The 26,484-nt window shown below is 69.0% G+C and carries 25 protein-coding genes, 1 tRNA gene and 1 riboswitch; of the genes, 16 read left to right on the top strand and 10 right to left on the bottom strand.

Annotated features, from left to right (window positions below; genetic code table 11):
• The first annotated feature begins 44 nt into the window (after positions 1-44).
• Positions 45-605, top strand: coding sequence for a phosphatase domain-containing protein (locus ACW18C_RS03310; protein WP_492072780.1), 561 nt, complete (start codon positions 45-47; stop codon positions 603-605).
• 6 nt (positions 606-611) lie between these two features.
• Here ACW18C_RS03310 and ACW18C_RS03305 read toward each other — a convergent pair whose 3' ends face one another.
• A complete protein-coding gene (locus tag ACW18C_RS03305) occupies positions 612-1,016 on the bottom strand; it encodes a winged helix-turn-helix transcriptional regulator (RefSeq protein WP_230307712.1) in 405 nt (134 codons plus the stop codon).
• A gap of 111 nt (positions 1,017-1,127) precedes the next feature.
• Between ACW18C_RS03305 and ACW18C_RS03300 the strand changes: the two genes are divergently transcribed.
• Positions 1,128-1,874, top strand: coding sequence for an SDR family oxidoreductase (locus tag ACW18C_RS03300; RefSeq protein ID WP_492072779.1), 747 nt, complete (start codon positions 1,128-1,130; stop codon positions 1,872-1,874).
• A gap of 172 nt (positions 1,875-2,046) precedes the next feature.
• Here ACW18C_RS03300 and ACW18C_RS03295 read toward each other — a convergent pair whose 3' ends face one another.
• Positions 2,047-2,994, bottom strand: a complete 948-nt coding sequence (locus tag ACW18C_RS03295) for an aspartyl protease family protein (protein ID WP_492072777.1) — start codon at positions 2,992-2,994, stop codon at positions 2,047-2,049.
• 188 nt (positions 2,995-3,182) lie between these two features.
• Between ACW18C_RS03295 and thrC the strand changes: the two genes are divergently transcribed.
• Complete coding sequence (thrC, locus tag ACW18C_RS03290; protein ID WP_492072776.1) at positions 3,183-4,559, top strand: threonine synthase; 1,377 nt, start codon at positions 3,183-3,185, stop codon at positions 4,557-4,559.
• A gap of 132 nt (positions 4,560-4,691) precedes the next feature.
• Here thrC and ACW18C_RS03285 read toward each other — a convergent pair whose 3' ends face one another.
• On the bottom strand, positions 4,692-5,000 hold the full coding sequence (locus ACW18C_RS03285) for a CsbD family protein (RefSeq protein WP_292150691.1): 309 nt from the start codon (positions 4,998-5,000) through the stop codon (positions 4,692-4,694).
• A 30-nt stretch (positions 5,001-5,030) separates the two neighbouring features.
• On the opposite strand from ACW18C_RS03285, the gene ACW18C_RS03280 reads away from it, so the two are divergent.
• The 5 genes from ACW18C_RS03280 to ACW18C_RS03260 all read left to right on the top strand — a co-directional run bounded on the left by ACW18C_RS03280 (position 5,031) and on the right by ACW18C_RS03260 (position 8,658).
• Positions 5,031-5,156, top strand: a complete 126-nt coding sequence (locus ACW18C_RS03280) for a hypothetical protein (RefSeq protein WP_292150692.1) — start codon at positions 5,031-5,033, stop codon at positions 5,154-5,156.
• 88 nt (positions 5,157-5,244) lie between these two features.
• On the top strand, positions 5,245-6,255 hold the full coding sequence (locus ACW18C_RS03275) for a helix-turn-helix transcriptional regulator (protein ID WP_492072774.1): 1,011 nt from the start codon (positions 5,245-5,247) through the stop codon (positions 6,253-6,255).
• A 119-nt stretch (positions 6,256-6,374) separates the two neighbouring features.
• On the top strand, positions 6,375-7,091 hold the full coding sequence (locus ACW18C_RS03270; RefSeq protein ID WP_492072773.1) for an IPTL-CTERM sorting domain-containing protein: 717 nt from the start codon (positions 6,375-6,377) through the stop codon (positions 7,089-7,091).
• 242 nt (positions 7,092-7,333) lie between these two features.
• Positions 7,334-7,771 carry an IPTL-CTERM sorting domain-containing protein gene (locus tag ACW18C_RS03265; RefSeq protein ID WP_492072772.1) on the top strand — a complete coding sequence of 146 codons (438 nt, stop codon included), beginning with the start codon at positions 7,334-7,336 and terminating at the stop codon, positions 7,769-7,771.
• Between the two features lie 209 nt (positions 7,772-7,980).
• Positions 7,981-8,658 carry an IPTL-CTERM sorting domain-containing protein gene (locus tag ACW18C_RS03260; protein ID WP_492072771.1) on the top strand — a complete coding sequence of 226 codons (678 nt, stop codon included), beginning with the start codon at positions 7,981-7,983 and terminating at the stop codon, positions 8,656-8,658.
• Positions 8,659-8,790: 132 nt separating this feature from the next.
• Here the strand turns inward: ACW18C_RS03260 and thrB are convergent, their stop codons facing one another.
• Positions 8,791-9,747 (bottom strand): homoserine kinase, encoded by a 957-nt coding sequence (thrB, locus tag ACW18C_RS03255; RefSeq protein ID WP_492072770.1) that lies wholly within the window; start codon positions 9,745-9,747, stop codon positions 8,791-8,793.
• A 3-nt stretch (positions 9,748-9,750) separates the two neighbouring features.
• Complete coding sequence (locus tag ACW18C_RS03250; protein WP_492072769.1) at positions 9,751-11,496, bottom strand: amino acid kinase family protein; 1,746 nt, start codon at positions 11,494-11,496, stop codon at positions 9,751-9,753.
• Between the two features lie 415 nt (positions 11,497-11,911).
• A riboswitch (SAM riboswitch) is annotated at positions 11,912-12,028 on the top strand.
• Positions 12,029-12,106: 78 nt separating this feature from the next.
• Between ACW18C_RS03250 and metX the strand changes: the two genes are divergently transcribed.
• The 6 genes from metX (at position 12,107) to ACW18C_RS03220 (ending at position 15,765) form a co-directional block, all read left to right on the top strand.
• Positions 12,107-13,147, top strand: a complete 1,041-nt coding sequence (gene metX, locus ACW18C_RS03245; protein ID WP_492072767.1) for a homoserine O-succinyltransferase MetX — start codon at positions 12,107-12,109, stop codon at positions 13,145-13,147.
• Positions 13,144-14,322 (top strand): cystathionine gamma-synthase, encoded by a 1,179-nt coding sequence (gene metB, locus ACW18C_RS03240; protein WP_492072766.1) that lies wholly within the window; start codon positions 13,144-13,146, stop codon positions 14,320-14,322. The genes metX and metB overlap by 4 nt, the downstream gene beginning before the upstream one ends.
• Before the next feature lie 52 nt (positions 14,323-14,374).
• Positions 14,375-14,449: transfer RNA gene (locus tag ACW18C_RS03235), tRNA-Glu, on the top strand.
• A gap of 155 nt (positions 14,450-14,604) precedes the next feature.
• Positions 14,605-14,862 carry a type II toxin-antitoxin system Phd/YefM family antitoxin gene (locus ACW18C_RS03230; RefSeq protein ID WP_008262511.1) on the top strand — a complete coding sequence of 86 codons (258 nt, stop codon included), beginning with the start codon at positions 14,605-14,607 and terminating at the stop codon, positions 14,860-14,862.
• A 7-nt stretch (positions 14,863-14,869) separates the two neighbouring features.
• Entirely contained in the window at positions 14,870-15,304 is a 435-nt protein-coding gene (locus tag ACW18C_RS03225) for a growth inhibitor PemK (RefSeq protein WP_492072764.1), read from the top strand.
• Between the two features lie 194 nt (positions 15,305-15,498).
• Positions 15,499-15,765: a hypothetical protein gene (locus ACW18C_RS03220; protein WP_008262121.1), complete on the top strand. Its 267-nt coding sequence runs from the start codon at positions 15,499-15,501 to the stop codon at positions 15,763-15,765.
• A gap of 10 nt (positions 15,766-15,775) precedes the next feature.
• On the opposite strand, the gene ACW18C_RS03215 is transcribed toward ACW18C_RS03220, so the two are convergent.
• From ACW18C_RS03215 to ACW18C_RS03200, 4 genes are all read right to left on the bottom strand, one after another.
• Positions 15,776-16,720 (bottom strand): hypothetical protein, encoded by a 945-nt coding sequence (locus ACW18C_RS03215; protein ID WP_492072762.1) that lies wholly within the window; start codon positions 16,718-16,720, stop codon positions 15,776-15,778.
• A gap of 18 nt (positions 16,721-16,738) precedes the next feature.
• A complete protein-coding gene (carA, locus tag ACW18C_RS03210; RefSeq protein ID WP_492072761.1) occupies positions 16,739-17,899 on the bottom strand; it encodes a glutamine-hydrolyzing carbamoyl-phosphate synthase small subunit in 1,161 nt (386 codons plus the stop codon).
• A 113-nt stretch (positions 17,900-18,012) separates the two neighbouring features.
• Positions 18,013-20,232 (bottom strand): glycoside hydrolase family 3 N-terminal domain-containing protein, encoded by a 2,220-nt coding sequence (locus ACW18C_RS03205; RefSeq protein WP_492072760.1) that lies wholly within the window; start codon positions 20,230-20,232, stop codon positions 18,013-18,015.
• Between the two features lie 250 nt (positions 20,233-20,482).
• On the bottom strand, positions 20,483-21,262 hold the full coding sequence (locus ACW18C_RS03200) for a ZIP family metal transporter (RefSeq protein ID WP_035310226.1): 780 nt from the start codon (positions 21,260-21,262) through the stop codon (positions 20,483-20,485).
• Positions 21,263-21,329: 67 nt separating this feature from the next.
• On the opposite strand from ACW18C_RS03200, the gene proB reads away from it, so the two are divergent.
• A complete protein-coding gene (gene proB, locus ACW18C_RS03195) occupies positions 21,330-22,499 on the top strand; it encodes a glutamate 5-kinase (RefSeq protein WP_492072758.1) in 1,170 nt (389 codons plus the stop codon).
• Positions 22,496-23,758: a glutamate-5-semialdehyde dehydrogenase gene (locus tag ACW18C_RS03190; protein WP_492072757.1), complete on the top strand. Its 1,263-nt coding sequence runs from the start codon at positions 22,496-22,498 to the stop codon at positions 23,756-23,758. The genes proB and ACW18C_RS03190 overlap by 4 nt, the downstream gene beginning before the upstream one ends.
• Positions 23,759-23,923: 165 nt before the next feature.
• Here ACW18C_RS03190 and ACW18C_RS03185 read toward each other — a convergent pair whose 3' ends face one another.
• Positions 23,924-26,314: a membrane-bound PQQ-dependent dehydrogenase, glucose/quinate/shikimate family gene (locus ACW18C_RS03185; RefSeq protein WP_232216205.1), complete on the bottom strand. Its 2,391-nt coding sequence runs from the start codon at positions 26,312-26,314 to the stop codon at positions 23,924-23,926.
• Between the last annotated feature and the right edge of the window lie 170 nt (positions 26,315-26,484).

Below are 26,484 nucleotides of genomic sequence, written 5' to 3'. Positions count from 1 at the left end.
GGCGAGGGCCCGAAGACGGGCGCATAAGATCGGGAGATCGCACGGTGAAGACCCGGCTGATCATCGGACTGACGGCGGGCGCCGCCCTCCTCGCCCTGACCCTCGGCTATGAGGTCGGTCTGTTCAGCTCCGGCAATGTGCATCGGCTCGACGCCCAGGCCGTCCGCGCCGCCCAGCCGACCCCGCAACGTCTGGCGGCCATTCAGGCGACCTATGGCGTGCGCAGCGTGATCAATCTCAGGGGCGAGAACAGGGGCGCCGACTGGTACGATCAGGAGGTGGCCGCCAGCCGCCGCCTGGGCCTCGTTCACATCGACTATCGGATGAGCGCCAAGGATCGGTTCGACGCCCGGCGGGCCGCCGAACTGATCGCCGTCATGCGCGCGGCGCCCAAGCCCGTCCTGATCCACTGCAACGGCGGCGCCGACCGCAGCGGCCTGGCCTCGGCCCTGTATCTGGCCGCCATCGCCCATCAGGGCCATTTCCGCTCAGAGTTGCAGCTGTCGCCGCTCTACGGCCACATCCCTCTGCCCTTCCTGCGCGCCTTCCCGATGACCTCCTCCTTCGAAGGCCTGGAGGGCTGGCTGGGTTTGTCGGACGACTGACGAAGCCTATCCCTTCCGCGCGTCGAACGCCGCCCGCGCCGCCTCGATCCGGTCGATATTCTTCTCCGCCCACGTCCACACCCCGCAAAACGCCTCGGCCAGGGTGAAGCCCAGGTCGGTCAGGCGGTATTCGACCTTGGGCGGGATCACCGGATGGACCGTGCGCACCACCAGGCCGTCGCGCTCCATCTGACGCAGGGTCTGGGTCAGCATCTTCTGGCTGATGCCGCCGACCAGTTCTCCCACACGCGTGAACCGCGTCTCGCCGTGTTCGGCCAGGACCTCCAGGATCAGCATGGTCCACTTGTCGGCCACCCGGCCGATCACCTCGTTGACCAGGGCCTCGACGCGCGGATCGGCGACCTCGCCGGTCTCGGGGTGTGAAATTCTTGCGGGCGGAACAGCCGTCATGTCCATTTCTTCCTTCTCGGTAAGTATGGCGGCTTTCGGTGCCTACTTTCCAGTGGAGAGTGACCGTCATACCTGAGCTTCCGCACTGACGCACCCCTTGAGGAGAGCCCCATGAACATCAGCGGAAACACCATCCTGATCACCGGCGGCGGCACCGGCATCGGCCGCGCCCTGGCCGAGGCCCTGCACGCCCGCGGCAATCAGATCATCATCACCGGCCGTCGCGAAGACGTGCTGAAGGACGTCGCCGCCGCCAATCCCGGCATGGCCTGGGCCGCCCTGGACGTCGCCGACCCCGCCGCCGTCGCCGCCTTCGGCGAACAGGTGGTCAGGGATCACCCGACCCTGAACGCGGTCATCCTGAACGCCGGGATCATGAAGGTCGAGGACCTGAAGGCCCGCCCCTTCGACTTCGCCACGGTCGAGGCGACCATCGCCACCAATCTGCTGGGCCCGATCCGCCTGACGGCGGCCTTGCTGCCCCATCTGCAGGCCCAGCCCGCCGCGACGATCATGACCGTCACCTCCGGCCTGGCCTTCATCCCCCTGGCGGCGACCCCGACCTACAACGCCACCAAGGCGGCCATCCACTCCTGGACCGAGTCCCTGCGCCATCAGTTGCGGGACACCGCCGTCGAGGTGCTGGAGCTGGCCCCGCCCGCCGTCGCCACCGACCTGATGCCGGGCCATGCCGAGAACCCCAACTCCATGCCCCTGGCCGACTATACGGCCGAGGTGATCGGCCTGATCGAGCGCGGAGACACGCCGCGCGGCGAGATCCTGGTCGAACGGGTCAAGCCGCTGCGCTTCGCCGAGGCGAACGGCTATGCGGCGGTGTTCGATATGCTGAACGGCTGAGGCCTCTCCCTCCCCCTGCGGGGGAGGGGGGCGGAGGCGGAGCCGAAGCCGGGTGGGAAGGGCCGGGCGACGCATCACAGGCTTGCAAAAACAGGTGCGCCCGCGCCCTGCCGCCCCCACCCCGTCGCTGGCGCGACGCCCCTCCCCCGCAGGGGGAGGGAGAGCTTCCCTTCTACTCTCCCACCGTGATCTCCAGCGGCCGCGACATGAACAGGCGCGGCCCGCCCAGGTCCAGCGCCAGCCGCCGCGCCTCGAACGCCCCCATGCCGATCAGGGCCTTGGGAAAGCCCGGCACGGGCACGTCGTCATAGATGGCCACCTCCGCATTGCGGTACAGCTCGTCGGCGAACGTCAGTGTGCGGACCGTCACCGCCTCGGCCCGCACCACTCCGCCCAGCACCAGGCTCTGCCCCGGCCGCCGTTCACGCCCGTCCAGCAGGCCCGCCGCCTGGGCCGTCTCGCGCGTGACGGCCAGAACGGCCGAGGCGCCGGTGTCGATCACCGCCTCCACCGTCGCCCCCTCGACCGTGATCCCCGCCTGCAAGGCCTTGCCCGCCCGGGTCACGGCGACGGCGGCCATGTCCGGGGTCGGCGTCCAGACCTCGTGCTTCAGGAACCGCATCCGCCGTCGCCCGGTGTCCAGCTCCAGCACCAGTTCGCGCAGCACGTCCTGACCCAGGATCAGCGGCGCCCCCAGCCCCTGATCGCCCGCCAGCGGCCCCAGGTCCAGGATCGCCGCCCGCAACCCGTCCAGCCTCAGCCGCCCGACCTCGACATCCAGGGCCGCGCCCCGCCCCATCTGCGGCTCGCCCCCGACGCCGTAGGCCACCATCGGAATATTGAAGACATCGGTCAGCCCCAGGGTCTGGACCAGCGACCGGTCGATCACCGAATACTGGGCCCCGGAATCGACCAGGGCCCGCACCGGGGTTCCGTTGACCGTCACGGCGACCGTCGGGGTGACGGCGCGGCGTGCGGCGTAATCCAGCCAGCCCGACGCGCCGTCCGCCGGAAACCCGACGCCCGGCGCCTTCCACAGCACATGGTCGCGCAGCCACCAGGCCCCGCCCACGGCGCCGGCGACCAGGCCCAGCCGGATCAGAAGATCGCGTCGTCTCATCCCCCAGACATGGACCGTCCGGCGCTCAGGCGCCAGCGGGGACGATGGTCGCAGGCGCGCACCCGAGCGCCCAGGCGGCATGAATTTGTCGCACGGGCGCACCTTCGCCGCCCACCCGACAATTTCCTCCCCCGAACGACCAGAAACCGGGTGACGACGCCGCCCCGGCTGGTTACGACCAGACCATCATGAGCACCTCCAGCGCCCGTTACGTCTCCACCCGCGGTCAGGCCCCCGAGACCGACTTCGCCGACGCCCTGCTGCGCGGCATCGCCCCCGACGGCGGCCTCTATATGCCGACCGCCTGGCCCACCCTGTCGCCCTCGGCCTGGGACGCGACCGCCGACTACAAGTCCATCGCCCTGCAAGCCGTCGCACCCTTCATCGGCGACGCCCTGCCCGCCGGCGCGCTGGACCGCGCGCTGGACCGCCTGACCGCCGGGTTCGACCATCCGGCGGTGACGCCGCTGGTGGAGCTTGAGCCCGGCCTGTTCGTGCTGGAGCTGTTCCACGGCCCCACCGCCGCCTTCAAGGACCTGGCGATGCAGCTGGTCGCCGCCCTGACGGACGAGGCCCTGGCGGCTTCCGGCGAGCGTCTGACCATCCTGACCGCCACCTCGGGCGACACCGGAGCCGCCGCCGTCCGCGCCTTCGCCGGCGCCCAGTCGGTCGATCTGGTCGTGCTCCATCCGCTGGACCGCGTCTCGCCGGTGCAGCGCAAGCAGATGACGACGGTTCAGGCCGACAATGTGCTGAACCTGGCCGTGCGCGGCGATTTCGACGACTGCCAGCGTCTGGTGAAGGGGTTGCTGGCCGAGGAGTCCCTGCGCGAACGCGGCCGTCTGTCCTCGGTCAATTCGATCAACTGGGCCCGTCTGGCGGGCCAGATCCCCTATTATGTCTCAGCCACGGCCCAGCTGGGCGGCCCGGCCACCTTCGTCGTCCCCACCGGCAATTTCGGCGACGCCTTCGCCGGCATCGCGGCCACCAAAATGGGTCTGCCGTGCAACGGCTTCGTCGCCGCGGTGAACCAGAACGACGCCCTGGCCCGCGCCATCAACGACGGGCTCTATTCGCGCCGTCCTGCGGTCGAAAGCGGCAGCGTCTCCATGGACGTCCAGGCCCCGTCCAACTTCGAGCGCCTGGTCTATGAGGCGACCGGCCGCGACGGCGACCGCACCCGCACGGTGTTCGAAACCTTCGCCCGCGACGGCGCCGTCGCCTTCGATCCCGACCTGCTGGCCGCCCTGCGCGCCGCCGTCTCGGCCGTCTCGGTCGACGAGATGGAAACCCGCGCGGAGATCGCCCACGCCCATGAAGCCTGGGGCCGCGTCGTCTGCCCGCATACAGCTGTTGCGCTGGCCGCCGCCCGCCGCGTCGATCGCTCGACCGGCCCGGTCGTCGCCCTGTCCACCGCCCACCCGTCCAAGTTCGGCGCCTTCGTCTCCGACGTCCTCGGCTTCGAGCCCGAACCCGCGCCGGTCATCGCCGCCCTGGGCGACCAGGCCGAGCGGATGACGATCATCGACGGCACGATGGACGCGGCCCTGGCGGCGATTCGCTAACTCTCCCTCCCCTTCATGGGGAGGGGCGGCGAAGCCGGGGTGGGGCCGTCAGGACATCTCGCTCGCGCCCTTTCGGGCCCCACCCGGATCGCTGCGCGATCGTCCCTCCCCATGAAGGGGAGGGAGATTCTACTACCGCCGCCGCGTCAGCATCCCGAGCAGCATCAGGCCGACGCCCGCCACCGACAGGGTCGTCACCAGCGGCCGCTTGCGCGCCTCGCCGGCCACGGCCCGCGCCTTATCGCGATAATCGACCGGGGTTTTCTCGACCAGCCGATCCACCGCGTCCATCGCCTTGCCGAAGGTGTCCAGCGACCGGCCCTTGGCGTCCTCGAACGCCCCCTCGACCTGCAGCTTCTGGTCGCCGACCAGCTTGCCGAAACCCTTTTTCGTCTTACCGGTCGCCTGGAAAGCGGCGCCCTCGATCCGTTCGTCAGTCATGATGAAATCTCATTCTCGGGGAGTGCGACCGTGGCCGCGTCAACCATCAAACCCCAGACCGCCGTTCAGTTCCAGCGACAAGGCGGCGCAGTCGGCTCGCCGATCCGGGCCGGCGCCGGCCACGACCGCAGCCCCGCCGACGAGACCGGCTCTTGACGGAGACCTCATGGCGCGCGCGTATGCTTAACGGGCGCTCCTCCGACCCTGTATCAGAGAAGAGGCCCGCGCTTTCGTGAGTTGCATTTTGACCGAGGCTGCAGACGACCAGGCTGCAGACGTGCGCGAGAGGATCGAGGTTCTAAGGTTTTCGACAGACGATCTGCCCGCCGAAGACCGTTATCGCGCCTGGTACATGCGAGACTGGCCGCGCGCCCAGCCGATCTATCGCACCAAGCCGATAGAGCCGTTCGACACCCGCTGGGTGTCGGCCCAACTGGGCCCTGTGACCTTCGCCCGGGTCGAGATCACGGCCATGCGCTGGGAGCGGCGCCTGGCCGATGTTCGAAACTCGGATTTCGATCCGGTCGTCATCAGCCTGATGAAGTCGGGCGAGGCCCAGGGCGACTTCGACGGCCGCCCCTTCCACGAGACGCCGGGGACGTTCCATTTCCACGATCTTGGCCGGGCCTCGCTGCATGTCTCGACGGCCAGCCTGACCTATAATCTGGTGCTGCCGCGCGCGCTGGCCGACCAGTGGTTTGGCCCCCTGGGGGACCTGCACGGACTGGTCGTGCCGACGGACCAGGCGAAGCTGGTCTTCGCCCTGGCCGAACAGGTCAGCGATCTCTTGCCCGCCCTCGACGCCGAACAGGCCGAACGGCTGGGGCGGATGTTCCTCGAGGCCCTGGCCGTCGCCCTGGCCGCCGTGCGGCCCAAACAGTCTCCTCCGCCCAGCGCCCGAGCGATGCTGCGTCGGCGCGCGGAAAACCGGATCGAAGAGCGGCTGACCACGGGCGAACTGACGGTCGAACATCTGTGCGACGCCCTCGGCGCCACGCGCGCCCGGCTGCTCGCCGCCTTTTCGGCCGACGGCGGCGTCCGGGCCTACATACTGATCCGGCGGCTGGAACGCAGCCGCCATGCCTTGGCCGACCTGGAGCGGAACGAACCCGTCGGCGCCGTCGCCCACCGCCTGGGTTTTTCCGACGCCGCCCACCTCAGTCGCGCGTTTCGCGACCGCTATGGCATGACGCCCCGGCAATACCGCGACCTGCTTCGCGCGGATCGCGAGATGTTGCCCTCCCAAGGGAAATAGCCGGCCTTTGTTCAATTCTTTGAGCCGACGATCCAAGAAATCGTCGGCCCAATGGTTAAGGCCCAGCTTAGATTAGCGGCCTGCCGGGCGCATCGCCCAGGCGTCGACGCGGGGCGACCATGTTCAATATCCACACCACGCGCCGCAGGGGCGGGCGCGGCATCGCGTCGCCCTGGCGGCTGTTCCCTGTAGTCCTCGCCGGCCTGTTCCTGGCCGCCGGACCTGCGACCGCCCAGACAGAACTCGTTACGAACGGTTCGTTTGAAGGCAACCTCGACAGCTTCAACGACGTGCCGGGCTGGACCGGCGACCCGGGGCCTTGCGGCTACACCGCACGAATCGGCGGCGCGGACTTCCGACCCGCCGCCACGGCGGGCGCCCAGGTTCTCGAATTGGCGACGGGGTCCTCCACCATAACCTGTACGGTCTATCAGGACATCGCCGTTCCAGCCGGTGCGACCGGCGACCTCACCTACGCCATCGGGGTGAACGCGTCTTCGGCGTCCGCGAGCACGCTGAAATTCGAGATTGTGCCGACGGTCGGACCGCCGGTGACCGTCTATAGCTGGGTGGGAACCTCGCCCGCCGAGACCCTGGCGGCTCGCACCCCCGTAAGCATCGCGCCCTATGCCGGACAGACCATCCGACTGCGGGTCACCCACGACCACGTCAGCCAGTATTTCAACTCGTTCCTGGACGATGTTTCGGTACGCGTCACCGTCGCGGCCCCGCCGGCCCCTGTCCCGACGCTCGGCGAGTGGGCGATGATTCTGCTGGGCTTCGTTCTGGCGGCCGGCGCAGCGCTGCACATCCAGGGCCGCCGTCGGCCCGCCTGAGGGCCGGCGGCAACGACCTTGTGCGCCCCGGCGGGCGATGGTGGAGCCGCCTCCCCGCCCCGCGCGAGCCCAAAACCGGACCTGAGTCCAATTCTTCAGCAGGGCGATACAAGAGATAATCTGCTGGCCCGCAGCCGGCGCAGCTAGAAAAGCCCCTGGCCTGGGGGCGTCCCCTGTCGGGGTCGGAGGGGGACAAAGTGTTCAAGATCAGAAGCGTGTGTGCACTCGCTGGACTATTCACCATGATGGCTTCCGGCTCCGCCTCGGCGTGCGGCGGATTTCCGTTCTCGCAAGGCCCGGGCCTGGGATCGAGCACCCGGTCCAACCTCAGCCTGGACGCCGGCGACGTGGTCACGGTGACCTACAGCAGCCCGGGCTCCGTCTCCTTCGGCGTGTCCAAGTCGGCTCCCGGCGCAGTCGAGGACATTGTTCCCTCGACCACCGGTCCGGTGAGCGGCGTGGCCACCTATGTCGCCGCCACGACATCGGCGAATTACAACTTCACCGCCTCGCGCGGGGCGCCTTTCGATGGACAGTACGCGAGCGTTAACTACACCTGCGCAGCCGCCCCGGCGCCGGCCCCCGTGCCGACGCTGTCCGAATGGGCGATGACCCTGTTCAGCCTGCTGATGGCTGGCGGCGCAGCCCTCTATCTCCAGCGCCGTCAGCGGGCTGTCTGAGCCGATATTTACCGACTTGTTCGCCGGAGCGGTTATCGGCGTCACAGCGCCTAGCTGCTGCGGCCCCACCGGTCGCTTGGGCAGGACCGCCCAAGACGCCGCCGAAGGGCGTCCGGGCTTGGATACCGTTGATCGAACTTAAAATTCGTGTTCTCTAACCCACCGCATGGTCCTAACCATGTTCTGTATTGTTGACCTTGGGGAACCCCGTGCTTAGAATTTTCAGCGCCCTTGTCGGGGCGCTTGCTGTCGTTGCTTTGCCGAATGCCGCGCTGGCCCAAACAACCGTGACTTCGAGCCGAGCCGCCTGGGTCACCCACACAGGGACAGTGGCGTCCAGGAACTCGAATTCCAACAGTTTCACGGGTTACACCGGCGGCGACGATTACCGGAGCTATATCAGCTACGCCATTCCGGCCAGCGCCAGCGCGTTCACGTCGGCGGTGATCCGGGTCAATATCGAGGGCGTCTCCAACGGGCCTAACGACCTGACTGTGTATGATGTTTCCTCTGACATCTCGACCGCGGCGGGGACGGACCTCTACGCCGACTTCGGCAGCGGCACGGTCTTCGGCACGATCACCGGGCTCAACACCTCGTTCGAGACGGTCGACATCACGCTGAACGCCGACGGCCTCGCGGCCGTGAACGCGGCCCGAGGCGGCGAAATCTCGTTCGGGTTTGTCAGTTCACCAACGGCTCCCCCCGCCGAAGACGCCGTGTTTTCCGCCTCGAGCGACGGTACGCTGCGGCAACTCATCCTGACGCCGACTGCAGTTGCGCCTGCGCCGATTCCTACAATGTCGGAGTGGGCGATGATCCTATTCGGCCTGAGCCTCGCCGGCGGCGCGGCGATTTACATTCAACGTCGGCGAATGATCGCCTGAGGCCGATCGCCGAAGTCAGAGCGGCTCCGCCAGTCGCGCGGAGCCGTTTTCATGACCGCCTCTTCCCCTCGGCTGACAGTCCCGCTGTCTGCGTGACCACTGCACACCCTGTTTTTCGCGCAAGGCCGACCCTCAGACCGTCTCCAGCGCCCGCCAATGGTCCATGCGACGCAGGAAGACCGCCGGATCCTTGGGCGTGACCAGCTTGGACGGGTCGTGGAAGATGCGGTCGTGCAGGCGGGTGACGGTGAACCGCAGGGCCGCCGCCTCGCCCAGGCGCGGCAGGGCCGCGCGCTCGGCCTCGCTCAGCGGCCGCACCGCCTCATAGCCGCGCTGGAAGGCGGCCAAGGCCTCCGGCATCGCCCGGCCCTCGGCGTCGAACCCCCAGGCCGACAGGGCGATGGCCAGGTCGTAAACCAGGGGGCCGGTGCAGCCGAAATAGAAGTCGATCACCGCCGACACCGCCCCCTCTTCGAACAGGATATTGTCGGGGAAATAGTCGGCATGGATCGGCCCGACGGGCAGATCATCCGTAAACGGATCATCCAGCCGCGCCAGCGCCGCCTCGACCTGGTCCAGCAGCGCCCGGTCCTCGCCCGAGGCGCCCGCCGCGCACCGATCCGCCAGTCGCCGCCACATCGCCGGCCCGACCGGGTTCTCCCGCCGCCCGGCGAAGCCGGCCGCCGTCTGGTGCAGCCGCGCCAGCACCGCCCCCGCCGCCGCCTGATCGGCTTCTGACGGGTTCCTCAGCCAGGCGCCGGTCTTCCATTCGATCACCGCCGCCGCCCGGCCGTTCAGCCGCCCCAGCCAGCCGCCGGACCGGTCCTCGATCGGGGTCGGACAAGGAAAGCCCCGCCCCGCCAGATGGGCCGTCAGCCCCAGGCAGAAGGGCAGAGACGCCTCGTCCGTCCGCGCCTCGAACAGGGTCAGGACGAACCGCCGCCGGGCTGCCCCCTGCCGGGTCTCCAGCCGGTAGTTGGTGTTCTCCACCCCCTCGGCGATGGCGGTCAGTTCGACCACCTCGCCCAGGTCGTAGCCGGCCAGGAACCGCCTGGCCTCGTCCAGCGATACGGGGGTGAAGACGGCCATGACCTAGTTCAGGCCCGCATCGGCGCGGCGGGCGCGCACGATCTCGGCCAGGTCCGCCATGATGCTCTCGGTCGTGGACCAGCGGCCGGCGCCCCGGCCTCGGCAACGCCACACCCGACCGTCGGCGCCGTAAACCTTCAGCGCATTGCCCTCGCCGCGCAGGCTGGAGAACAGCGGGTCGCCGTGTTCGCCCGTCAGCTTGACCGAGGGCGCGATGACCCCGTCCTTCAGATGGGCGGCGCCGATCTGGCGCACCCCGCCCTCGGCTGATGTGGCCTCGGTCAGGTGGTCGCGCGGGACCTCGCCGTCGGGCGAGCGGCCAAAGGCTTCGTGGCACAGCAGCCGCACCTTGGCGGCGGCGTCCAGCCCCTCCAGGTCCGCCGACGGATCCTCCTCGGCGAAGCCCGCCGCCCGGGCGTCGGCCAGGGCCTCGGCGAAGGCCGCGCCGTCGCCCAGCCGCTCCAGCATGAAGTTGACCGTGCCGTTCAGCACCGCCTCGAACCCGACCACCTCGCCGGCGGCGCGTGCCGCGCGCACCGTCTCGATCATCGGCGCGCCACCCCCGACCGAGGCCGACCAGAAGATCCGCCGGCCATGGGCTTTCGCCAGCTCCTGCAAGCCGCCGGGATCGCGGCTGACCGCCTGTTTATTGGCGCTGGCCACGTCGCAGCCGGCCTCCAGGGCGGCGCGGATGACCGCATGGCCCGCCTCGCCCTCCGACAAGGCCTCCAGCACGATGTCGGGCTTCTTGGCCCAGAGGACGGCCGGATCGGCGGTGAACAGGGACTGGGGACAGGCCACGTCGCGGACCTTCTTCGGATCGCGCACCAGCACCCCGACCACGTCATAGCGCGGGTCGCTGAGCAGCCGGGCCAGGACCCCGCCGCCCACCACGCCGCAGCCGGCGACCGCCACCTTCAGCGGCGGCAGGGCCGGGGCCGGTCCGGGCGGGGCCGACTTCTTGCCGATGACCGTGCCGTCGGCCCTGTCCAGGGCCGCGACCTCGATCTCCACGCCCCGGCTTTCGCCCAGGTCGATGGCGTCGTGCTGGACCAGGGCGCCGCCCAGCTTGCGCGCCACATCCCAGGACGCCCGGCGATAGCGCAGGGCCGGGGCCGTCCGATCGTTCGGGTCATGGTCGTAAAGGCCGTCGACATCCTTCACCAGACGCACCTTCTTGAGCCCCAGCTCGGCCGCGAGGAAGACCGCCGTCAGGTCCGATCCGCCCCGCCCAAGCAGGGCGATCCGCCCGTCCGGCCGCACCGCGCCGAAGCCGGGCACCACCACCACCTCGTGCCGGTCCAGCGCCTGTTTCAGATGGTCGGGCCGCAGGCCGCAGGGGCGCGAATGCTCGGGCTCGCCCTCGGCGACGATGCCAAGCTCCCGCACCGACAGGGCGCAGGCGTCCAGGCCGATCCGATCGCAGGCGATGGCCACCAGGGCCGCCGACTTCTCCTCCCCCAGAGCCACATAGCCGGGCAGCAGGTCGTTGGAATGGGCCAGGCCCAGCGCCCGCGCCTCGCCCAGCATCTGGTCCGTCGCCCCGCCGAAGGCCGAGACCACCGCCACCACCTTGCGCCCCGCCCGCACATGGCCATAGACGGCCGAGGCCACCAGCGGCGCCTCCGCCGGGCTGCGCAGGATGGACGAGCCGAACTTCAGCACCACCACTTCGGCGGCGGCTGCGGCGGGCCGACTGCTGGGATCGGGGTTCTCGGAGTTATCGACGACGGCGAGGGAGGCGGACATTGGGGTTTCTCGGGAATGTTCGGAAGGGGTGGGGTGAATAGAAAAACCCCGCCAGGCGGACCGGGCGGGGTTCGGGTTCTGCGGTTGCCGGGGTTCGGCGCGCTAAACTCGTCCCGCCCGTGAGGGCATGGTGATGGTGGTGGTTCCGCCGGTGGTAATCATGCCGAAGCCCGTCGCGGCGAGGCCGGCGACGGTCGAAAGTTCGGCGATGAGGAAGCGCTGTTGCACAGGGCTGGTCCGGTTGAAATCTGCGCCTAGGGTGGTCGGGGCGCCCCCACACTGTCAAGTCGCATTGGATGATTTTTTCACGACAGACGGTTTTTGGTCCGATTCAAGCCCGGCATCCGCAACGTCCGCCGCGGCCGGGGTCGAATTTTTCGCTTGACCGGCGCCGTGGGTTTGATCAACGTAAAGTCACTCATCAAGACCAGCCGAGGGATTAGGCCCTTTGACGCTGGGGCAACCATCGGGTCTCACAGCTCGAAACGGTGCCAACTCCTGCGGGATCCTTCGGGATCGCGAGAGATGAGTGGAGCATCGGCGAGACGACGCTCCACGATCTGTCACCGCATCGAGCCTTGCTGAGCGAGACTGTTGCGGAAGACGATCGATGACCCTGGCTGAAACATCCCTGCTTGAAGAGCCCGCCTGTCGGCCCGCGCCGTCGGCTGCGCCCGTTCGTGAACGCGGCGGCGCCCGCGACGTCATCGTCTCCATTCCCGCCGACTTCCGCCTGGCCTCGGGCGAAAAACTGAGCCAGCCCAATATCGTCGGCCGCATCCACGGCCGCGCCGGCGCCCCCGTCGTCGTCGTCGCCGGCGGCATCTCGGCCGGCCGGTTCGTCCACCGCACCGAGACCAACGGCCTGGGCTGGTGGTCGGGCGCCGTGTCGGTGCGCGGCCCCATCGACCTGAGCCGGTTCCAGGTTCTGGCCGTCGATTTCGCGCCCGGCGCCGAGTTCTCCGACACCCCCGTCACCATCACCACCCACGACCAGGCCCGCCTGCTGGCCCTGGTGCTGAACCACCTGAAGGTCGAGCGGGTCGCCGCCTTCGTCGGCTGTTCCTACGGCGGCATGGTCGGCCTGGCCTTCGCCGAACTGTATCCCGACTGGACCGAGCAGTTGATCGTGGTCTCGGCCGCCCACCGCGCCCATCCGCAGGCCACCGCCTGGCGCGGCATCCAGCGCCGCATCCTTCAGTTCGCCGTCGCCGCCGGCCGCCCGGAAGAAGGCGTGGCCCTGGCCCGCGAGCTGGCCATGACCACCTATCGCACGGCCGAAGAGTTCAACGACCGGTTCGAGACGACGGCGCCCCAGGCCGTCGGCGGCGCCTATCCCGTCTGCGACTATCTGACGGCGCGGGGCCAGGCCTATCGCACCCACACCACCCCGGCGCGCTGGCTGTCGATGTCCGATTCCCTGGACCGCCACAGCGTGACGCCCGAGGCCATCACCACCCCCGTCACCCTGATCGGCTTCACCTCCGACCGGCTGGTGCCGATCGACGACATCCGCGAACTGGCCGCGCGGTTGCCGACCCTGTGGCGCTTCGTCGAAGCCCCCTCCCTGTATGGTCACGACGCCTTCCTGAAGGAGGACGCCTTCGTCGGCGACATCCTCCGCGCCGCTTTCAAGGACATTAAATCATGACCCGCATCGCCAACCCGCACACGATCGCCGCCCGCACGGGCGTGGATTCGGACACGGCGCATGGCGCGGTCATGCCGCCGCTCTATCTGTCGTCGAACTATTCCTTCGCCGGCTTCGAGCAGAAGCGGAAATACGACTACAGCCGGTCGGGCAATCCGACCCGCGACGTCCTGGCCGAGACCCTGGCCGAGTTGGAAGGCGGCGCCGGCTGCGTCATCACCGCCACCGGCATGGCCGCCGTCGATCTGCCCTTGGCCCTGCTGGAGCCGGGCGACCTGCTGATCGCCCCGCACGACTGCTACGGCGGCACCTGCCGCCTGCTGAACGCCCGCGCCAAGAAGGGCCATTTCGAACTGCTGCTGGTCGACCAGGGCGATCCCCAAGCCCTTGAAGCCGCCCTGGCGCTGAAGCCGAAGCTGGTTCTGGTCGAAACCCCGTCCAACCCCCTGCTGCGCCTGGTCGACGTCGCCGACATCTGCACCCGCGCCCATGCGGCCGGCGCCAAGGTCGTCTGCGACAACACCTTCCTGTCGCCTGCGCTTCAGAACCCGATCAAGCTGGGCGCCGACTTCGTCGTCCACTCCACGACCAAGTTCATCAACGGCCATTCCGACGTGGTCGGCGGCGCCGTCGTCTCGGCCGACGCCGAGGATCACCAGACCCTGGCCTGGTGGGCCAACTGCACCGGCGTTACAGGCTCGCCCTTCGACGCCTATCTGACCCTGCGCGGCGTGCGCACCCTGTTCGCCCGGATCGAGCGGCAACAAGCTACTGCCGGCAAGATCGCCGAACGACTGGCCGCTCACCCGGCGGTCAAGGTGGTTCATTATCCCGGCCTGAAGTCGCACCCCAACCACGCCCTGGTCGCCGCCCAGCAGGCCGGGCCGGGCGCCATGCTCAGCTTCGAGCTGGAAGGCGGCACGGACGCGGTGCGCGACCTGGTCGAGGCGCTGGAGATCTTCACCCTGGCGGAATCCCTGGGCGGGGTCGAAAGCCTGATCGCCCACCCCGCCACCATGACCCACGCCGCCATGACCCCCGAGCAGCGCGCCACCGCCGGCATAGGCGACGGCCTGGTGCGGCTGTCGGTCGGGCTGGAGCATGCCGAGGACCTGATCGCCGACCTGTTCCCGGCCCTGGACGCCGTCATCCCGGCGAAGGCGCAGGCCGCCTGATTTTTTGCTTGCAGAGGGGGCCGAACCGGGGCAAATGCGCCGCCCCGGCCGCGGTCCCTTCGTCTATCGGTTAGGACGTCAGGTTTTCAACCTGAAAAGAGGGGTTCGACTCCCCTAGGGACTGCCACCGGGTTTTAGGCGTTTGCAGGCGAGTGCGCCGCCGCCCTCTTGCCTACCAAAATATCAAAACGGCGAAGCCAGACCGCGCTGCTCGGTCAAGATTTGCCATTATCAGCAAAATAGCTAATATCGGGACATCTCAACCGCCCCCAGGAGGAATTCGTGCGAGAAGTCAGTGCGACGGAATTCCAGACGCGGGCGGGGCTCTATATTGAGCAATCCGGCAAGGAGCCGGTGCTCATCACCAAGCATCGCCGCCCCGCGCGGGTGCTGCTCGATATCGAAGAATATGAGCGGCTGAAGGCGCGCGACACGCGCCAGGCCTATGCGACGCAAGACCTCCCTGATGAATGGGCTGCGGCCCTTGAGGCGGCGGACTACGGCGAGGCCGATCCGAAGCTCGAGACCCTGATCAAATAGACCGCGCGTGAAGAAGCCGGAACCGACCGTCGGCCTGGTGATCCGCTACGACTTCCTGTGGTCGCACGAGCGCGAGAAGGGCTATGCGGACGGCGCCAAGACCCGGCCCTGCGTGATCGTCACCGCCGTCATTCGCAAGGCGACGGGCGGTACGGACATTCTGGTCGCGCCGATCACCCATTCCCCGCCGATGGCCGGCACGGTCGCCATCGAGATCCCGCACCGGGTTGGGCGGCACCTCGGCCTGGATGACGCGCGCAGCTATATCATCGCCAGCGAAGCCAACAGCGTCTCATGGGACGATCCCGGCATTGTTCCCGTAAAGCCGGGCGTACAGTGGGCTTACGGCCTCATACCCAAGGGCCTGTACAACAGGCTTCGCGCGACGATGCTGGACCTTGTCCGGCAGCGGAAACTCAAGGCGGCGGATCGCAAGGCGTGATCCAATCGCCGCCCCCTCAATCCCTCCGACCACGGTTAATCAACCCACAACCCTTTTGACCGGATTGCGGCAGCAAGCCTTTCGATTCACGTACCTTTTTTCGGACACGCTCGGGAACTATCCACAGAGGGAGTGGTTCATCCACAGACCCCCTGGTGCAGAAGCGCCCCTTCTCCCCATCCCATGAGTGGTTCATGTTCATCGCCATCGCCCGTCCGGCGGTGGAGCCCCAAGGCCCCGATCTCGTCGCTGTCCCCGGCTCTTCCGCCATCCCCGAACCGACGCCCCGCGCCCTGCACGCACGCCTTCTGGAAAACGCCGCCCTGAGACGGATGCGGGGCCAGGAACGTCGCCGCGAGCAAAGGCTCGACGACGCCGACTACTGGCTGCACGCCGCCCCCATGGCGGTGCAGAAGGCCAGCGCCCTGCGCGAGGACAAGAGTTTCGCGCCCCTTCCCTAGATAGAAAACCCTAGCGTAGTTCCGGCGTCCGCCGCCGCAGCGAGGCCGTCAGCTTGGCCAGCTTCTGGCCGGCCGACTTGGGGCGGACCCGTTTGCGGTGTTCCAGTCCGCCGCCCCAGCGGTCGTGAACGGCCGTGTCCAGGTGAGGATGGCGGTCGTGCTGGTGGACGATGGGGCTGATCGTTCCGTCCGGATTGACCACCTGTCCGTCGCGGAAGCCCAGAGCCTCGCCGGGCGTCAGGCCCAGGGTGGCCACGCGGCCGTAGTTGGGCCGGAGGATCGCTGCCGTCAGCCCCTGATGGATCGCCATGTTGAAGGCCGCCTGATCGGCGCCGAAGGCCCCGCCGATCTCGGACCGGGGCGTGGCGGCCAATGACAGGACCAGGCGCGACAGACGTGCGACCTCGGCCCGCGGCCCCAGCACGGTCCCGACACACAGACAGGGTTTATCGCCCAGTTGCGCAGCCTGGGCCTCGCCGAACAGGGCGCGCAGATATTTCATGTTGAAGCCGTGGTCGGCCAGGGGCGTCTCGGCCTCGATGAAGGCTTCCAGCCCGTGCGGCGCGGGCGAAAAGGGCGGGGCCTGGAAGATCACATCACGCACGTCGCAGGCCAGGCCCGCGCCGGGCCTGTCGCCCAGCAGGCCTGCGAAGGCGACGAACCTCTGCATCACCGGATGGGGCGCCCAGCCCCGCCAGACCGGCGCATCGACGGCGGTCACGTCATGCCGCGCCAGGAAGGCGCGCAGGTCGGGGTCGGCGTCGACCACCAGGGCGACCGGGCCGTCGAACACCGCCCGCAGGGACAGGACGAAAGGGGCGATGTCGGCGGCGTCGTATCCGGTGGCGTAGCCGACCACCACATCCCCGTCAGGCAGGGGTTCGGTCCGGCGTCCGACCTCCAGCGCCTGGGCCAGCCAGTCCAGATAGTGCGACCGGACCGCCCCCCGTCTCATGACATCAGCTTCATGGCGTCAGCGCGGACCCATCAGGTCGGCGAACCGGTCGAACAGATACAGGCTGTCGGCCGGGCCGGGCGAGGCCTCGGGGTGGTGTTGGACGCTGAAGATCGGCTTGTCCTTGACCGCGATGCCGCAGTTGGTGCCGTCGAACAGGCTGACGTGGGTTTCGGTCACGGCGTCGGGCAGGCTGTCGCGATCCACGGTGAAGCCGTGGTTCATCGACACGATCTCGACCTTGCCGGTGGTCAGGTCCTTGACCGGATGGTTGGCGCCGTGGTGGCCCTGTTCCATCTTCACCGTCCTGGCGCCCAGGGCCAGGGCCAGCATCTGGTGGCCCAGGCAGATGCCCATCAGGGGCTTGCCGCTGGCGACCAGTTTCTGGATTTCCGGCACCGCGTATTCGCCGGTCGCGGCCGGATCGCCCGGGCCGTTCGACAGGACGACGCCGTCGGGATTGCGGGCCAGAACCTCTTCGGCCGTGGTCGTCGCCGGGACCACGGTGATCTTCGCGCCGGTCGAGGCCAGGGCGCGCAGGATGTTGCGCTTCACCCCATAGTCGATGACGACCACCTGCTTGCGGCCTTGCGTCTTCGGGTGGCCCTCCGGCCATTCCCACAGCCCCTCGTCCCATTCGAACGCCTGCAGCGTCGAGGCGGGCTTGGCCAGGTCCAGACCGACCAGGCCGGTCCAGGCGCGGGCCTGGGCGATCAGGGCGTCCAGGTCGAATTCGCCGTTCGGGTCATGGGCGATGACCGCATGGGGGGCGCCCTTGTCGCGGATGATCTTGGTCAGGGCGCGGGTGTCCACGCCGGCCAGGCCGACGACGCCGCGCCGCTTCATCCAGTCGTCGAAACTGGCGTCGGACCGATAGTTGGCCGGATCGGTCGGCACGTCGCGGAAGATGGCGCCCCGCGCCGAGGTGTCCGAACCGCCGCCCATCTGTTCGATGTCTTCGACGTTCGTCCCCGTATTGCCGACATGGGGGAAGGTGAAGGCCAGGATCTGGCTCATGTAGGACGGGTCGGTCAGGATTTCCTGATAGCCGGTCATGGCGGTGTTGAAGACCACCTCGCCCAGAGCCGAGCCGACAGCGCCGACGCCGATCCCCTGCAGGATCGTGCCGTCGGCGAGCGCGAGGACGCCAGTTGCGCCCGGAAGAATCTTGGTCGTCATGGGCGCGCTCCTACACACGAATCCGGCCTAAACGGAGGCCCCAGACCGCTGGACTAAACAAACGGCGGGGTCGTTAAGCCCTGCCGTGCGCCGGGTCAACGACCATCCGCATTCTACGCCGGGCCGACCAGACGGAACTGGGCCGCCGAACCGCCCTGGGCATGGGGCGCCAGCCAGAGATCGAACAGGCCCGGCTCAATCCGATACGTATTGTCCTCGCCGATGAAGCCCAGCTGGCGGGCGTTCAGGGTGAAGCGCACCGTCTCGCTCTGGCCCGGCCGCAGCGTCACCCGCTTGAAGTCCTTCAGCAGCCGCCCCGGCTGGGTCAGGCTGGCGACCCGGTCGTGGATATAGAGCTGGACCAACTCCTCGGCGACATGGGCGCCCTGGTTGGTGACGGTCACGGCCACGTCCAGCGTGCCGGCCCAGGCCAGTTGATCGCTCGCCATTTCGACGGGACCATAGGCGACCTCTCCATAGGTCAGGCCGTAGCCGAACGGATACAGGGCCGTATTGGTCGTCTCGCGATAGCGGGCCTTGTATTCCTCGATCGGCAGGTCCGGATTGGCCGGGCGGCCGGTGTTCTTGTGGTCGTAGGAATAGGGCTGCTGGCCCGACTTGTGCGGGAAGCTGATCGGCAGGCGGGCCGAGGGGCCGTGATCGCCGAAGACGACGTCGGCGACGGCGTTGCCCATCTGCTCGCCCAGGAACCAGGTGACGACGATGGCCTGGGCGTTCTTGACATTGCCCTCCAGCGCCAGGGCCCGGCCGTTGCGCAGCAGGATGACCATGGGCTTGCCGGTGGCGGCCATGGCGTCGACCAGGGCCTGTTGCGGGGCCGGGACGACGATCTCGGTGCGCGACTGGGCCTCGCCCGACATCTTCTGGCTTTCGCCGATGGCCAGGACGATGACGTCGGCGTTGGCGGCCGCACGGACGGCCTCTTCGATCCCGCCGTCCAGCGGGGTCTCGACGCCCGAACCGCGCGCGACGGTCAGGGCTTGCGGATCGGTCATGGCGGCGCGGAAGCCGGCTTCCAGCGAGACGCGGCGCTCGGGCGCGCCCCAGATGGTCCACGGCCCCCAGACATTGTCCACGTCGTCAGCGAACGGGCCGACCAAGGCGATCTTCTGGCTCTTGTTCAGCGGCAGAAGCTGATTGTCGTTCTTCAGGAGGACCACCGACTTGCGGCCCGCCTCGCGCGACAGGGCGATGTGTTCGCGCGAACCGACGACTGCCTTTTCACGCACCGGATCCGTGCCGCGATAGGGGTCGTCGAACAGGCCCAGGGCCGCCTTGGTGTTCAGCAGGCGGCGCACCGCCTCGTCCAGGCGGGCCATCGACACCTCGCCGCTCGCCACCAGGCTGGGCAGGTGTTCCAGATACAGGCCCGAGACCATGGACACGTCCACCCCGGCGTTGAAGGCGAGGCGAGCGGCGTCGCGGCCGTCCTCGGCGAAGCCGTGGGCGACCAGTTCCTGCTCGGAGGTGTAGTCGGAGACGACGAAGCCCTCGAAGCCCCATTCGCCGCGCAGGATGTCGGTCAGCAGTTTGCGGCTGCCCGAGGCGGGCACGCCATTGACGTCGTTGAAGGCGCTCATGATCGACAGGGCGCCGGCGTCCACCGCCGCCTTGAACGGCGGCAGATAGACCCCGCGCAGCGTCTGTTCGCTCATGTCGGTGGTGTTGTACTCGACCCCGCCGATGGCGCCCGAATAGGCGGCCATGTGTTTGGCGGTGGCTAGGACGGCGTCGCGGTCGTCCAGACCCTTTTCACCCTGGAAGCCGCGCACCCGGGCGGCGGCCAGCAGATTGTTCAGCAGCACGTCCTCGCCGGCGCCCTCGACATTGCGGCCCCAGCGCTGGTCGCGGGCCACGTCCACCATGGGGGCGTAGGTCTGGTGCACGGCCGAGGCGGCCGTCTCGACCGCAGCGGCGCGGGCGGTGCGATAGGCCAGATGGGTGTCAAAGGCCGCGGCCTCGGCCAGGGGCACGGGGAAGATGGTGGACAGGCCGTGGATCACGTCCGCCGCGAACAGCAGCGGGATCTTCAGCCGGCTTTCCTCCATCGCCACCTGCTGGATGCGGCGGCCGGTCTCGGCGCCGATGCCGTTGAACAGGCTGCCGACCTTGCCTTCGCGGATCAGGGCGGTGACGCGCGCGGGGTCCCCCGTGCCGTCCAGCGGATTGACCGCCGTGGGCATCCAGCGGAACGGGTCGGCGAGCAGGTTCAACTGGCCCGCCTTCTCCTCCACGGTCATGGCCGCGATCAGATCTTCGATCCGCTGGCGATGACGCTGAACGGCGCGGGCGGTTTCGGCGGTAGCAGGCATGGGGAAGACTCCGGCGCCCATCAGGGCGAGAAGCCCGAGGCCAGACAAGAAGTTTCGACGGGAAGCCGAAGGTTTTACAGGTCGCGTCTTCATGGGGCGCTCCTTCGGAAGGTCGGGCGGAAGATCGGCGGCGAGATCGTGCGGATCAGGCCGGGGAGGCATGTGGCCTAACCTCTGGCGCATGCCCCCGTCCAGACCCGCGCCGGATGTAAATGATGTAACTGACACGTCGGCGACCACCGCGCGCCCGTCAACCCAAGGCGATATCCAGGAACATCATGCCCACCAGGCCGATCATCAGACCGATCATCGAGCCGTCCCCCTTGGACTGTTCGCGGGTCTGGGGAATGATCTCGGCGGTGACGACATAGATCATGGCGCCCGCCGCCAGGCCCAGGCCCCACGGCAGGGCGCCGGGCGACGCTCCCACCACGCCGGCCCCGATCAGACCGCCGACCGGCTCGACCAGACCCGACGCCAGCGCGGCCAGGAAGGCGGCGCCGCGACCATAGCCCAGCGAGGCCATGGCGGCCGAGACGGCCAGGCCTTCGGGCATGTTCTGGATGCCGATGCCCAGGGCGGTGGCCAGGCCCTGGTGCATGTCGCCGCCGCCGAAACTGACGCCGACGGCCGCGCCTTCGGGGAAGTTGTGCAGGGTGATGGCGATGATGAACAGCCAGATGCGACGGGCGAGATGCTTGGACTGGGCCGGACCGATGGCCAGCATGTCCACGGGCGCGAACCGGTTCATCAGGCCGATCACCGTGGCCCCGATCAGCACCGCCGCCGCCATGGTCCCCGCCGCCCAGCCCTGGGACGCGCCCCCGGCCTGAAGCACGTCGACGCCCGGAATGATCAGCGAGAAGAAGGAGGCCGCCAGCATCACCCCGGCGGCGAAGCCCAGCAGGACGCTCTGGGTCTGTTGTCCCGGCCGTTTGACGAACAGCATGGGCGCCGCGCCGACCGCCGTCATCATGCCCGCCGCCAGACTGCCCAGGGCGCCGGCCGCGATCGGGGAAAGGGATTCCATCATCCGCCTGCTGTGGCGGTGGATACGGCAAGAGACAAGCCCGAACAGTCGCGTTAGAGAAACCTTCATGTCCCAGGCCGCCGCCCTCCCCCCGCGCCCAGACTCCGCCGCCAGCGCCGTGTCGGCCCTGAGCGCGGCGCGGCGCATCGTGGTCAAGATCGGATCCTCGCTGCTGATCGACGCCGAAACGCGGCGGCCGACCCGCGACTGGCTGGCGGCCGTGGCGTCGGATCTGGCCGCGCTGAAGGCCGAGGGGCGCGAGGTCATCGTGGTCTCGTCCGGCTCCATCGCCCTGGGCCGGGGGCGTCTGCCGAAACTGGGGGCGCGGCTGGAGGACAAGCAGGCGGCGGCCTCGGTCGGGCAGTCGCTGCTGATGGCCGCCTGGTCCGAGGCCCTGGCGCCCCACGACCTGGTGGTCGGCCAGGTGCTGCTGACGCGCGACGACACCGAACGGCGCCGCCGCTGGCTGAACGCCCGCGCCACGGTCGAGGCCCTGCTGGGGCACGGGGTCATCCCCGTCGTCAACGAGAACGACACCGTCGCCACCGAAGAGATCCGCTATGGCGACAACGACCGGCTGGCGGCGCGGACGGCCCAGCTGGCGCGGGCGGATCTGCTGATCCTGCTGTCGGACGTGGACGGCCTCTACACCGCCGATCCGCGCCGTGATCCGGCCGCCGCCCACCTGCCCCTGATCGAGACCCTGAGCCCCGACATCCTGGCCATGGGCGGGGGCGCCAACGCCCAGGCCGGCGTCGGCACGGGCGGCATGGCCACCAAGCTGGCGGCGGCCCAGATCGCCCGTTCGGCCGGGTGCGCCACCATCATCGCCTCGGGCCAGGCGCTGTCGCCGTTGAGCGCCATCCGCGGGGGCGCGCGCGCCACCCTGATCACCGCACCCGACGGCCCCATGGCCGCCTATAAGCAGTGGATCGCCGGCAGTCTGTCGCCGGCGGGATCCCTGACGCTGGACGGGGGCGCCGTGACCGCGCTGAAGGCGGGCAAGAGCCTGCTGCCCGCCGGGGTCACGGCCGTCAGCGGCGATTTCGAAAAGGGCGACTGCGTGCGTCTGACCGACGCCGAGGGCCGGGCCGTGGGCGTGGGCCTGGCCGCCTACGCCGCCGACGAGGCCGCCCGCATCCGGGGCCGCCGCAGCGACGAGATCGAGGCCATCCTCGGCTATCGCGGCGCCTCGGTTCTGATCCACCGCGACGACATGGTTCTGGACGAGCGATGACCGATCTTGAGACCCGAATGATGGACCTGGGCCGACGCGCCCGCGCCGCCGCCGTCGCCCTGCGTGATGCGCCGGCCGCCGCCCGCACCCGCGCGCTGGAGGTGCTGGCGCAAAAGCTGACGGCGGCCGAGGCCCAGATTCTGGCCGCCAACGCCCAGGACGTGGACGCCGCCCGCGCCAATGGCATGACCGAGGCCCTGATCGACCGGCTGGCCCTGACGCCCGCCCGCGTCGCCGGCATGGCCCAGGCCGTGGCCACCATCGCCGCCGTGCCCGATCCCCTGGGCGTCGAGACCGAACGCTGGACCCCGGCCAACGGCCTGGACATCGCTCGGGTCCGCACCCCTATCGGCGTGCTGGGCGTGATCTACGAGAGCCGACCCAATGTCACCGCCGACGCGGCCGCCCTGTGCATCCGTTCGGGCAATGCGGCCATCCTGCGCTGCGGCTCGGACTGTCTGCAGTCGTCGCTGGCCATCGCGGGCCTGATCGCCCAGGCGCTGGACGAGGCCGGCCTGCCCGCCGATGCGGTGCAGCTGGTGGACACGCCCGACCGCGCGGCGGTGGGGCTGATGCTGACCGGGCTGGACGGCGCCATCGACTTGATCATCCCGCGCGGGGGCAAGAGCCTGGTCGCGCGGGTCCAGGCCGAGGCCCGGGTGGCGGTGCTGAGCCATCTGGAAGGGCTGAACCACACCTATCTGCACGAAGCCGCCGATCTGGCGGTGGCGCGGGCCGTGGTGGTGAACGCCAAGATGCGGCGGGTGTCGGTCTGCGGCGCGACCGAGACCCTGCTGGTGGATCGGGCGGCGGCGGCGCGCCTGTTGCCCCCCGTCGCCGCCGACCTGATCGCCGCCGGATGCGAACTGCGCGGCGACGCCGAGGCCCTGGCCCTGGTCCCCGCCATGATCCCGGCGACGGAGGCCGACTGGACCACCGAATATCTGGCGCCCATCCTGGCGGTGCGGATCGTCGATGATCTGGACGCCGCCACCGACCATATCGCCCGCTACGGCTCGGGCCACACCGAGGCGATCATCACGACGGACGCCGACGCCGCCGAACGGTTCGCGGCGCGGGTGGACAGCGCCATCGTCCTGATCAACGCCTCGACCCAGTTCGCCGACGGGGGCGAGTTCGGCTTCGGCGGCGAGATCGGCATCTCCACCGCCCGCCTGCACGCCCGCGGCCCAGTAGGGGCCGAACAGCTGACCACCTACAAATACGTCGTGCGCGGCCAGGGCCAGATCAGACCCTGATCTTCTCCCTCCCCGTCCGGGGAGGGTGGCTGAGCCGCAGGCGAAGCCGGGTGGGGGCGGCCCAGCAAAGCATCCCTGAACGAAAAGAGGCGGCTCGTTTCCGAGCCGCCCCCACCCGGTCGCTGGCGCGACCACCCTCCCCCGCCGGGGGAGGGAGAAAACGCCTCAGCCGCGTTGCGGCAGGGCATAGGCGATGACGTAGTCGCCCCGCGGCGTCTCCATGAAGTGGTGGCCGCCCGCCATGATGACCAGATACTGACGGCCGTTCTGCTCATAGATCATCGGGTTGGCCTGACCGCCGGCCGGCAGCACGTCCGACCAGACCGTCTCGCCCGTCTCGATGTCGATGGCGCGGATCAGGTCGTCGGTCGCGGCGGCGATGAAGATCAGGCCGCCGGCCGTGACCACCGATCCGCCGTTGTTCGGCGTGCCGATCTCCAGCGGCAGGTGCGAGGGGATGCCCCACGGCCCGTTCTTGCGCGCCGTGCCGAACGGTCGGTCCCACAGGGTCTGGCCCGAGCGTAGGTCGATGGCCGTAATGCCGCCGTATGGAGGCTCCTTGCACAGCAGGCCCGTCCACTTCACGCGCCAGCCGGCGTTGACGTCGATCGCGTAGGGCACGCCGATCTGCGGATCGCCGGCGCCCTCGCCCTTGGACAGGCTGCCGCCGCGCAGGGCCAGCTCCTTCTGCTGCTCGATGTAGCGGGGATCGTCGCGCGGGAACCAGCCCTTCTCGTTGGCCTCTTCGCGCGGCACCAGGCGGTTGTAGTTGGGCATGTCGTTATAGTTGGCGATGATCACGCCGCGCACCGGATCGACCGCCACGCCGCCCCAGTCCGAACCGCCGTTGTAGCCCGGATAGTTGATGTAGTGATTGGTCGAGGGCGGGGTGTAGTAGCCTTGGTAGTTCGCCTTCTTGAAGTTGATGCGGCACATCATCTGGTCGATGGGGGACATGCCCCACATGTCGCGCTCTTCGAGGTTCGGCTTGCGCAGGGTGGCGAACAGCGAGAACGGCTGGGTCGGGGCGCGCTGGCCCTGTTCGGTTCCGCCCGTGGTCGGGACCGGGCGTTCCTCCATCCCGTGCAGCATCTGGCCGGTGGCGCGGTTGAACACATACATGTCGCCCTGTTTGGTGGGCAGCAGCAGGGCCGGCACGACGCCGCCCCCCGTGGGATAGTCGATCAAGGTCGCCTGCGAGCCCAGGTCGAAGTCCCAGACATCCTTGTGAACCGTCTGGAAATGCCAACGCGGCTTGCCCGTCGTCACGTCGAGCGCGACAAGGGCGGTGGAATATTCATTCTCCTGCGGGCGACGCGAGCTGGACCAGTAGTCAGCCGCCGAATTGCCCATGGGCAGATAGACCAGACCCAGGGCCTCGTCCCCCGTGGCCGTGGTCCACATATTGGGCGTGCCGGGCGTGTAGGTCTCGCCCTCGGGCGGCAGGCCGGTGCGGTCGGGGCGCATCATGTCCCAGGCGAAGCGGAGTTCGCCGGTCTCGACGTCGAAGCCCTGGATCACGCCTGAGGCGTTCCATCGTTTCTGGCCGTCCAGCACCTGATGCCCGGTCACGATCACGCCCCGCACGATGACGGGGGGCGAAGTGATCGACACCATGCCGGGATAGGGGTCGCCCATGCCGCGCTTGATGTCCACGGCGCCGTTCTGACCGAAGGCCGGGCAAGGCCGGCCGGTCTGGGCGTCGACGGCGATGATGCGGCCGTCCAGGGTGCCTTCGATGATCTTGGTGGCGCAGGGCTGGGCCGGCTGGGCGTCGGCGCGGGCATGATAGGTCACGCCGCGGCAGGCGGCCGTATAGGGGATGTTCTCGTCCGCGACCTGGGGATCATAGGCCCATTTCTGCTGGCCGGTCGCGGCGTCCAGCGCGAACAGCTTGTTGCGCGCGGAGCAGAGATAGACGGTGTTCCCGATCTTCAGCGGCGTGGTCTCGGCGCCCCAACGCTCCTCCGGCAGATCGCCGGTGCGGAAGGTCCAGGCGCGTTCCAGCCGGCCGACATTGTCCTTGTTGATCTGCGTCAGCGGGGAATAGCGCTGGGCGCTGTCGGTGCCGCCCCAGGCGGGCCAGTCGGCGCCGGTTTTCAGCAGGGCCGGATCATTATAGGCGCCGCGCGGTCCGGGCAGCCGGTTCTCGACGCCGGCCTGGTTGGCCTGGGCGACTGCAAACCCGAACACCACGGTCAGAACCGCCAGCCCCAGGGCGCCGCCCCCGGCCAGACGCCCGCCGCCGTGCGGCTTCAGCACCGGCAGGGTCGCCAGAACCAGGACCATCAAGACCAGAGGCCCCACCAGCCGGGGCACCAGGGCCCAGCCGTCCAGACCCGTCTCCCACAAGGCCCACACGAGGGTGAAGAGGAAGGCCGCGCCATAGACCCACACGCCCCTGACGTCCCGCAACACCAGCAGGGCGCCGGCGACGATCAGCATCAGGCCCACGACCAGATAGTACCAGGAACCGCCCAGACTCAGGAGCTGAACGCCGCCGACGGCGAGGATCCCGCCGATCAGAAAAATCAAAACACCCAGGAGGAGGGTCAACCACCCACCCCATCCGCTCGGCGTGGTCCATCGCGGCATGGCGGTTCCCTTGAGAAATTAGAATGGAAAGCCAACGACCGCGAGCCGGGGAGGTTCCGGCAAAGATTGGAGACGCCTGAAACCTGTTTCCCCAACCCTACCGACAGCGCAATTTACTGTCTCGAATTTCG

The organism is Brevundimonas sp. FV1ye7S, from assembly GCF_058680995.1.
This window is presented reverse-complemented; position numbering and strand designations above follow the sequence as displayed.

Excerpts from the sequence above, each read along its gene's own strand:
- ACW18C_RS03305 (WP_230307712.1), bottom strand. The coding sequence starts at position 1,016 with ATGACGGCTGTTCCGCCCGCAAGAATTTCACACCCCGAGACCGGCGAG.
- ACW18C_RS03300 (WP_492072779.1), top strand. The coding sequence starts at position 1,128 with ATGAACATCAGCGGAAACACCATCCTGATCACCGGCGGCGGCACCGGC.
- ACW18C_RS03295 (WP_492072777.1), bottom strand. The coding sequence starts at position 2,994 with ATGAGACGACGCGATCTTCTGATCCGGCTGGGCCTGGTCGCCGGCGCC.
- thrC (WP_492072776.1), top strand. The coding sequence starts at position 3,183 with ATGAGCACCTCCAGCGCCCGTTACGTCTCCACCCGCGGTCAGGCCCCC.
- ACW18C_RS03285 (WP_292150691.1), bottom strand. The coding sequence starts at position 5,000 with ATGACTGACGAACGGATCGAGGGCGCCGCTTTCCAGGCGACCGGTAAG.
- ACW18C_RS03270 (WP_492072773.1), top strand. The coding sequence starts at position 6,375 with ATGTTCAATATCCACACCACGCGCCGCAGGGGCGGGCGCGGCATCGCG.
- ACW18C_RS03265 (WP_492072772.1), top strand. The coding sequence starts at position 7,334 with ATGATGGCTTCCGGCTCCGCCTCGGCGTGCGGCGGATTTCCGTTCTCG.
- thrB (WP_492072770.1), bottom strand. The coding sequence starts at position 9,747 with ATGGCCGTCTTCACCCCCGTATCGCTGGACGAGGCCAGGCGGTTCCTG.
- ACW18C_RS03250 (WP_492072769.1), bottom strand. The coding sequence starts at position 11,496 with ATGTCCGCCTCCCTCGCCGTCGTCGATAACTCCGAGAACCCCGATCCC.
- metX (WP_492072767.1), top strand. The coding sequence starts at position 12,107 with ATGACCCTGGCTGAAACATCCCTGCTTGAAGAGCCCGCCTGTCGGCCC.
- metB (WP_492072766.1), top strand. The coding sequence starts at position 13,144 with ATGACCCGCATCGCCAACCCGCACACGATCGCCGCCCGCACGGGCGTG.
- ACW18C_RS03220 (WP_008262121.1), top strand. The coding sequence starts at position 15,499 with ATGTTCATCGCCATCGCCCGTCCGGCGGTGGAGCCCCAAGGCCCCGAT.
- ACW18C_RS03215 (WP_492072762.1), bottom strand. The coding sequence starts at position 16,720 with ATGAGACGGGGGGCGGTCCGGTCGCACTATCTGGACTGGCTGGCCCAG.
- carA (WP_492072761.1), bottom strand. The coding sequence starts at position 17,899 with ATGACGACCAAGATTCTTCCGGGCGCAACTGGCGTCCTCGCGCTCGCC.
- ACW18C_RS03205 (WP_492072760.1), bottom strand. The coding sequence starts at position 20,232 with ATGCCTGCTACCGCCGAAACCGCCCGCGCCGTTCAGCGTCATCGCCAG.
- ACW18C_RS03200 (WP_035310226.1), bottom strand. The coding sequence starts at position 21,262 with ATGGAATCCCTTTCCCCGATCGCGGCCGGCGCCCTGGGCAGTCTGGCG.
- proB (WP_492072758.1), top strand. The coding sequence starts at position 21,330 with ATGTCCCAGGCCGCCGCCCTCCCCCCGCGCCCAGACTCCGCCGCCAGC.
- ACW18C_RS03190 (WP_492072757.1), top strand. The coding sequence starts at position 22,496 with ATGACCGATCTTGAGACCCGAATGATGGACCTGGGCCGACGCGCCCGC.